Here is a 6949-nt window from a genome sequence, read left to right on the forward strand (position 1 = left end):
GCCACATAATAATCACCTACTAAATGGTCTCCTTTTTTGCCTGATGATTCAGGTGTTTCACCCTTTCCATACTTAGCCCAAGCCAACATGGATTTACAGATATGAATACCTCTATCATTAACGATATTCGTTTTGACAACTTTATTTCCGTTTGCTGCCATAATTTTAGATAGAGAATGGCCTAGAAGATTATTACGAACATGTCCTAAGTGAAGAGGTTTATTCGTATTAGGTGAAGAGTACTCAATCATCACTAATTTAGAATCCTCACCTACTTCCTTGATGCCATAATGAGCATCGGCATGTATATCATTCAGTAATTCAACCCAACAAGAAGGAGCTATTATTAAATTTAAGAACCCCTTTATCACATTGAAGTTACTAATAATGGGCTCATTTGCTTTAAGATATTCCCCTAACTCTTGTGCTGTAGCTTCTGGAGCTTTCCTTGACATACGCAAGAAAGGGAATACAACTACTGTCAAATGTCCTTCAAACTCTTTTTTAGTCTTTTGCAGCTGTACTTGAGCGGCTGGCACATCGGCTCCATATAGCTCTTTAATACCTTTTACGACTGCATCAATAAGTCTCTCTTCTATACTCATATTTTGCTGTTATTTTCTGAGACAAAGATATAAAAAAAGGAGACGTTTACTCGCCTCCTTCTCTATATCTTTGCTAAATCTCTCTTATTTAACAGCTTCTGCTAAATCAAGGCCTGCTTTAAACTTAGCTACCTTTTTAGCAGGAATTTCGATAGGCTTTTGAGTTGCTGGATTAATTCCTGTTCTTGCTTTACGCTCAGAAACAGAGAATGTACCAAAACCAATTAGTGATACTTTATCACCTGATTTAAGTGTGTCAGAAACTACAGACATAAAGGCATCTAAAGCCTTTTTAGAGTCCACTTTACTTAAGCCCGACTTTTCAGCCATTGCGCTTATTAACTCAGCTTTATTCATAGCAATTTTTGTTTAGTGTTTAAAAAATAAAATAAATCTCACTCTCTCACAAATATATACTAACAAATCTTAAATACAAATTAATATATAGACTAAAAGCCCGATAGTTAGTTATTTATAGACAATAACAAGTCTTTTTCAACAAGAGAATAGAATAAATTTGTATTTTTGCAGCTAATTAATTATTCAGAATACAAATAAAAGGTCAATAAATATCATGCCAACAGTAACAAGGAACCTCATTATTATCAACTTACTCTTCTTTTTTGGAACATTTGTAGCCTCAACATATGGTATTAATTTGAATGCTCTTTTAGGATTACACTACTTTATGAGTGATGGTTTTAATCCAGCACAAATCTTCACTTACATATTTATGCACGGGGGATTTACGCATTTATTCTTTAATATGTTTGCTCTATGGATGTTTGGACGAATTTTAGAGACAGTATGGGGTCCTAAAAAGTTTCTTCTATACTTTCTTGTTTGCGGTGTTGGCGCGGGTCTAATACAAGAGTTAGTACAATTTATTGAAGTACAATCTATCTTATCCGATTTGGGAGGTGCAGGACTAGACTATGTAAAAAGTAGCGTGTACAATAGTAGAGCATACACAGTAGGTGCTTCAGGAGCTGTATATGGTATTCTTTTAGCTTTTGGTATGTTATTCCCCAATGAAAAATTATTCATCATACCTTTTCCTTTTCCTATCAAAGCTAAATATTTTGTAATCGGATATGCACTTATAGAACTATATTCTGGTATTGGTAATGCTCCTGGCGACAACACAGCACATTTCGCTCACTTGGGAGGTATGATTTTTGGTTTAATTCTAATTCTATATTGGAGAAAAAAAGGAAATGACAGATTTACTTTCAGATCTTAAAATCAAGTTTAAAAGCGGCAATATCGCCATACAGTTTATTTTTATAAATGCTGGGTTATTTATAATCACTGCATTTATTCAATTATTCCTGTATTTATTCAATCTCAACTCAGAAGTTATAAAATATGTTACTAGTCTGCCAGCTACATTTCCTCAGCTAGCATCAAGACCATGGAGCATAATAACTTATATGTTCATGCATGATGGGCTATTACACCTCTTCTTCAATATGCTTTTATTGTATTGGTTTGGCCGTTTTTTCTTGAATTTTTACTCTGCAAAACATTTAAGGGGTCTATACTTCCTAGGTGGTATTATAGGTGGTCTCTTTTTTATATCGGCTTATTATATATTTCCAATTTTACGTCCGAGTGCTCATATAGCGAGTCTTATTGGTGCATCAGCTGCGGTGTTGGCAATAGTTATAGCCATAGCAACCCGTGTTCCTAATCAATCAGTGAAATTACTATTTGTCGGAAGTATTAAATTAAAATATCTTGCTCTCTTTGTTATTCTAACTGACCTTCTAATGATAATTAATGAAAACCCTGGTGGCCATATTGCCCATCTTGGTGGAGCTTTTGCTGGATTTTTATTTGCAAAGAATCTAGCTAAAGGTAGGGATATTACTCATTGGATTAATTGTATTCTTGATATTCCCTTTTTAGTGAAAGATAAGTACAACAGATCAAAAGCGAAAAAAAGAGAGAAAATCAAAGTAGCCTATAAAAACAAGACAAAGCATACTCAAGAATACGAGTATAATGCTCAGAAGAAGGCAAGTGAAGAAGAAATCAATCGCATCTTAGACAAGATAAAAGAATCAGGCTATAATAACTTAAGTGAGGAAGAGAAAAAGAAATTGTTTGATGCAGGTAAATAGCTTGTTATGAAAAAATTATCTCAATTAACTCTATCTTTCTTCATCGTATTAAATATTGTAGCTGTTTTAATTCTTATTTTAACAGCTTATAGCCCCTATCTTAATCCCGACTTTTTTCCTATATCAAGTAATTTGGGATTAGGATTTCCCATTGTTCTTTTCGTCAATATTCTATTTATTCTATTTTGGCTTATCTTCAAATATAAGGGAATGAAATACTCTGTCATAGGATTATTAATCATTGCACCTCAAATCTTTAAGTACACGCCTTATAATATCCAAAGGAAACCACCACAAGAAGCTATAAAAATTATATCCTATAATGTTATGAGCTTCAATGGATTTAAAAAAGAGGCGGATGGAAAGAATAACATATTAGAATATCTTAAGAAGAGTAATGCAGATATTATTTGCATGCAAGAATACAATGTTTCAAAGAATAAAAAACAAGTTACTCAGCAAGATGTAGAAAAAGCCCTATCGCGTTATCCTTATCATAATATTCAAGCTGTAGGAGATCGAGGTTCGGGAAACAAACTAGCGATATACTCTAAATATCCCATCTCGAATATTGCAAAAATTGATTATAAAAGTGCTTATAATGGATCTATAGCATATACAGTTAATATTGATGGCAATAAAACACTCATTATCAATAACCACTTTGAGTCAAATAAAATAACAATGGAAGATAAGGTGGTATATGAGCGAATCTTAAAAATGGAGGATAAAACGCAAATTGTTAAAGATACTAAGGGTCTCGTTTCAAAGATAGTAGAGGCATCGTCTATAAGACAAAAACAAGCTAAAAAGGTGGATAATGTCGTTAAAATTAGTAAATTACCTTTCATTATAGTGTGTGGTGACTTCAACGACTCACCTCTATGCTATACCAATAGGCTGTTAGAGGAGACTTTAGACAACGCATTTGTCAAGTCGGGTAAAGGATTAGGAATTTCTTATAATCAAAACAAATTCTATTTTCGAATAGATAACATATTAATCAGTAGAAATTTAAAAGCGTATAACTGCATGGTGGATAAATCAATAAAAGACTCTGATCATTATCCTATATGGTGTTATATCGCAAGGAAGTAACATTAAAAAAACTGCTTTAACAGTTATGAAAAAGACACTATTTATTTTAGCTACAAGTTGTATGATGTATTCATGCTCAACAACTCCTACTGAAAGCAACAATCCACTGCTTTCGGAGTTTACAACAGAATTTGGTGCTCCACCCTTTGATCAAATCAAAAATGAGCACTATGAACCTGCTTTTGAAAAAGGTTTTGAAGAACAAAACCAGTTAATAAAAGCCATTATTGATAATCCAGAAGAAGCCACATTCGAGAATGTCATTGTTGCCCTAGATAATAGTTCTCCACTATTAGACAGAGCGGGAGGAGTATTCTTCAACCTAACTAGTGCAGACAACAATGATGAACTGCAAGCCATATCAGAAAAAGTATTGCCTAAGTTGACTGGTCACGGTGACAACATCTACCTGAATGAGGATTTGTTCAAAAAAGTGAATGACGTCTATCAAAAGAAAGAAAGTTTAAACTTAACAACTGAGCAACTTCGCTTATTAGACAATACCTACAAAGGATTTGTTCGTTCAGGAGCCAACTTAAACCCTGAACAAAAAACACACTTAAAAGAAATCAATAAAGAGTTAGCGAGCTTAGGTCTAAAATTTGCTAATAATTTGTTGGGTGAAGACAATAATTACAAGCTCTACATAGACAAGGAAGAAGATCTCGCAGGGTTACCTGCAGCCTATATTGCTAGTGCTGCTGAAGAAGCTAAAGCTGCTGGGCAAGAAGGGAAGTGGCTAGTAACACTACACAACTCTAGTCGCCTACCATTCCTACAAAATGCGGACAATAGAGAACTTCGCCAACAGCTATTTACTGCTTATATCAATAGAGGGAATAATGATAATCAATTTAACAATAAAGAGATTATCACCAACATCGTAAAATTAAGACTAGAAAAAGCCAAACTTCTAGGTTATGACTCTTATTCAAACTTTGTTCTCGATGAGAATATGGCTAAGAATTCACAAACAGTAATGGACTTCTTGTCTAAACTTTGGGACTACGCACTTCCTAACGCTAAAGCTGAAGCAAAAGAACTTCAGGAAATGATGGATAAAGAAGGCAAAGGCGAACAACTTGAAGGTTGGGACTGGTGGTATTACACAACTAAATTAAGAGAAGCCAAATATAATTTAAACGAAAGTGAAATCAAACCTTACTTCAAACTAGAAAATGTAAGAGAAGGTGCATTTGCTGTCGCTAGCAAATTATATGGAATCACCTTTAACAAATTAACCAATATTCCTACTTACAATACTGATGTTGAAGTATTTGAAGTAAAAGATTCTGAAAATAATCATGTAGGATTATTCTATGTAGATTATTATCCACGTGCAGGTAAAAGTGGCGGTGCATGGATGAGTACTTATAGAGATCAAAAAGGCGATATCCGCCCATTAGTTTGTAATGTTGCAAGCTTTACAAAACCTACAGCAGACACTCCTTCTTTATTAACTCTTGATGAAGTAACAACTTTATTCCACGAGTTAGGCCATGGTCTTCACGGCTTACTTACTAAATGTAATTATGCAGGAATCTCTGGAACAAGTGTTGCTAGAGACTTTGTTGAGCTACCTTCTCAGATCAACGAACACTGGGCTATGGAACCTGAAGTATTAAAATCGTATGCTAAACATTATCAAACAGGCGAAGTTATCTCGGATGAATTAATTGAAAAAATTCAAAAACAAGCAACATTCAACGAAGGATTCAGAGTAACAGAGCTTCTTGCTGCGGCTATTTTAGATATGAATCTACACAATCTTACAGAAGTAGATGAAAACTTAGACGTTGTAGCATTTGAGAATGAAGCAATGAACAAACTAGGTTTGCTTAAACAAATACCTCCTAGATATAGAACAACTTATTTTAAACATATCGTAGGTGGATATGCTGCTGGATACTACAGCTACCTATGGGCGAATGTCCTAGATGCTGATGCATTCCAAGCATTTAAAGAAAATGGTATTTTCGATGCTGAAACTGCTCGTAAATTCAAAGAAAATGTATTAGAAAAAGGCAACAGCGAAGATCCAATGACTCTTTATGTTAAGTTTAGAGGTGCAGAACCACAGCTGGAACCAATGCTAAAAGATAGAGGACTATTATAAGACCTCATTTTAAGTAATTTTGGAAAGAGCTTACCTTTTGTGGTAGGCTCTTTTTTTGTTTCTAAATAATCGAATCCATCTATCAATAAAATAGAAAACCTCTCCAATATGCACTATTTTTTAAAGTAAAGATAATCATATTCTTACAGAGCCATGATTTCATCATGTCGGTGTCAAGACATACTCATGTCGGTGTTATGAGGACAACATGACTTAGTCAAAGATCTGACTCCTACCCCGACTAAACTTTCTTGTTTTGAATAAAAAAGGGCACATTTACATTCCAAATCAAAACAGATAGGCTGAAGTAAAGAGGCTAAGAACATCGTATCTAAAAAACTTTTCTCTCTACATTACATAGTGAAGGCTTACTTACGAGAAAGTACAAATTATTAAACTTCTTGATCTATCCAAAACGCATGAATGCTCATAAATATTAAGAGCAACAAACCCCTATCCTCAACTACTAAAGAGATCTAAATACATAAACATTTAAGAAAAGACACATAAAGAATACGGAGACATCCCTATATTATACTTATATTAGTGCCAAAACAAACACAAGTAAAAACACATTTCTATTGGAACAAGACTAACACTATGAATATCAAAACATTGAAAGGAAAGCATACTCAATGCTCAAATTATCCTCCGTGAAACTCTAGAATAAGTTTCTAACCTATCTATACATTTAGAATTAGTCCTTCACACTTTCACTCACTTTTTCACTAAATAACAGATGAAAGACAAAACAAAAGTGTCTATTCATCAAATATTTGGCAGTGCATTATAAATGAGTGTGAAAAAAAAGCTATATTTGCAAACTTGAAGTAGTATACATCTAAGAAATAATAAATTATAAAATAATCATAAACAAAAAAGTAAAAATGCAAAACAAAAAACATTTGTCAGTTTTTGCGGCAGTTTTTGCGGGATTACTCTCACTAGTTTGTGCGTTTTATCTCTCATTTTCTGTGGTTACTAGTCATTATATGGCGAAAGCT

6 protein-coding genes are annotated in these 6949 nt (G+C 33.7%); 4 read left to right on the forward strand and 2 right to left on the reverse strand.

Going from position 1 to position 6949, the window contains the following annotated elements:
- Positions 1-605, reverse strand: a 605-nt coding sequence (gene argS / locus K8V80_RS06595; RefSeq protein ID WP_276776347.1) for an arginine--tRNA ligase, incomplete at its 3' end; no start/stop codon positions are given.
- An 84-nt stretch (positions 606-689) separates the two neighbouring features.
- Positions 690-962, reverse strand: a complete 273-nt coding sequence (locus K8V80_RS06600) for an HU family DNA-binding protein (RefSeq protein WP_006743845.1) — start codon at positions 960-962, stop codon at positions 690-692.
- A 376-nt stretch (positions 963-1338) separates the two neighbouring features.
- Here K8V80_RS06600 and K8V80_RS06605 point away from each other — a divergent pair, with 376 nt between their 5' ends.
- From K8V80_RS06605 to K8V80_RS06620, 4 genes are read left to right on the forward strand one after another with little or no spacing between them, the layout of a single operon-like run.
- Positions 1339-1848, forward strand: a complete 510-nt coding sequence (locus tag K8V80_RS06605) for a rhomboid family intramembrane serine protease (RefSeq protein ID WP_423773066.1) — start codon at positions 1339-1341, stop codon at positions 1846-1848.
- Positions 1823-2731 carry a rhomboid family protein gene (locus K8V80_RS06610; protein WP_276776351.1) on the forward strand — a complete coding sequence of 303 codons (909 nt, stop codon included), beginning with the start codon at positions 1823-1825 and terminating at the stop codon, positions 2729-2731. The genes K8V80_RS06605 and K8V80_RS06610 overlap by 26 nt, the downstream gene beginning before the upstream one ends.
- Before the next feature lie 6 nt (positions 2732-2737).
- Positions 2738-3829, forward strand: coding sequence for an endonuclease/exonuclease/phosphatase family protein (locus K8V80_RS06615; protein ID WP_276776353.1), 1092 nt, complete (start codon positions 2738-2740; stop codon positions 3827-3829).
- Between the two features lie 25 nt (positions 3830-3854).
- Positions 3855-5945 carry a M3 family metallopeptidase gene (locus tag K8V80_RS06620; RefSeq protein ID WP_006743841.1) on the forward strand — a complete coding sequence of 697 codons (2091 nt, stop codon included), beginning with the start codon at positions 3855-3857 and terminating at the stop codon, positions 5943-5945.
- Positions 5946-6949 lie beyond the last annotated feature (1004 nt).

The organism is Bacteroides coprosuis (genome assembly GCF_020741705.1).
Taxonomy (GTDB): Bacteria; Bacteroidota; Bacteroidia; order Bacteroidales; family Bacteroidaceae; genus Bacteroides_E; species Bacteroides_E coprosuis.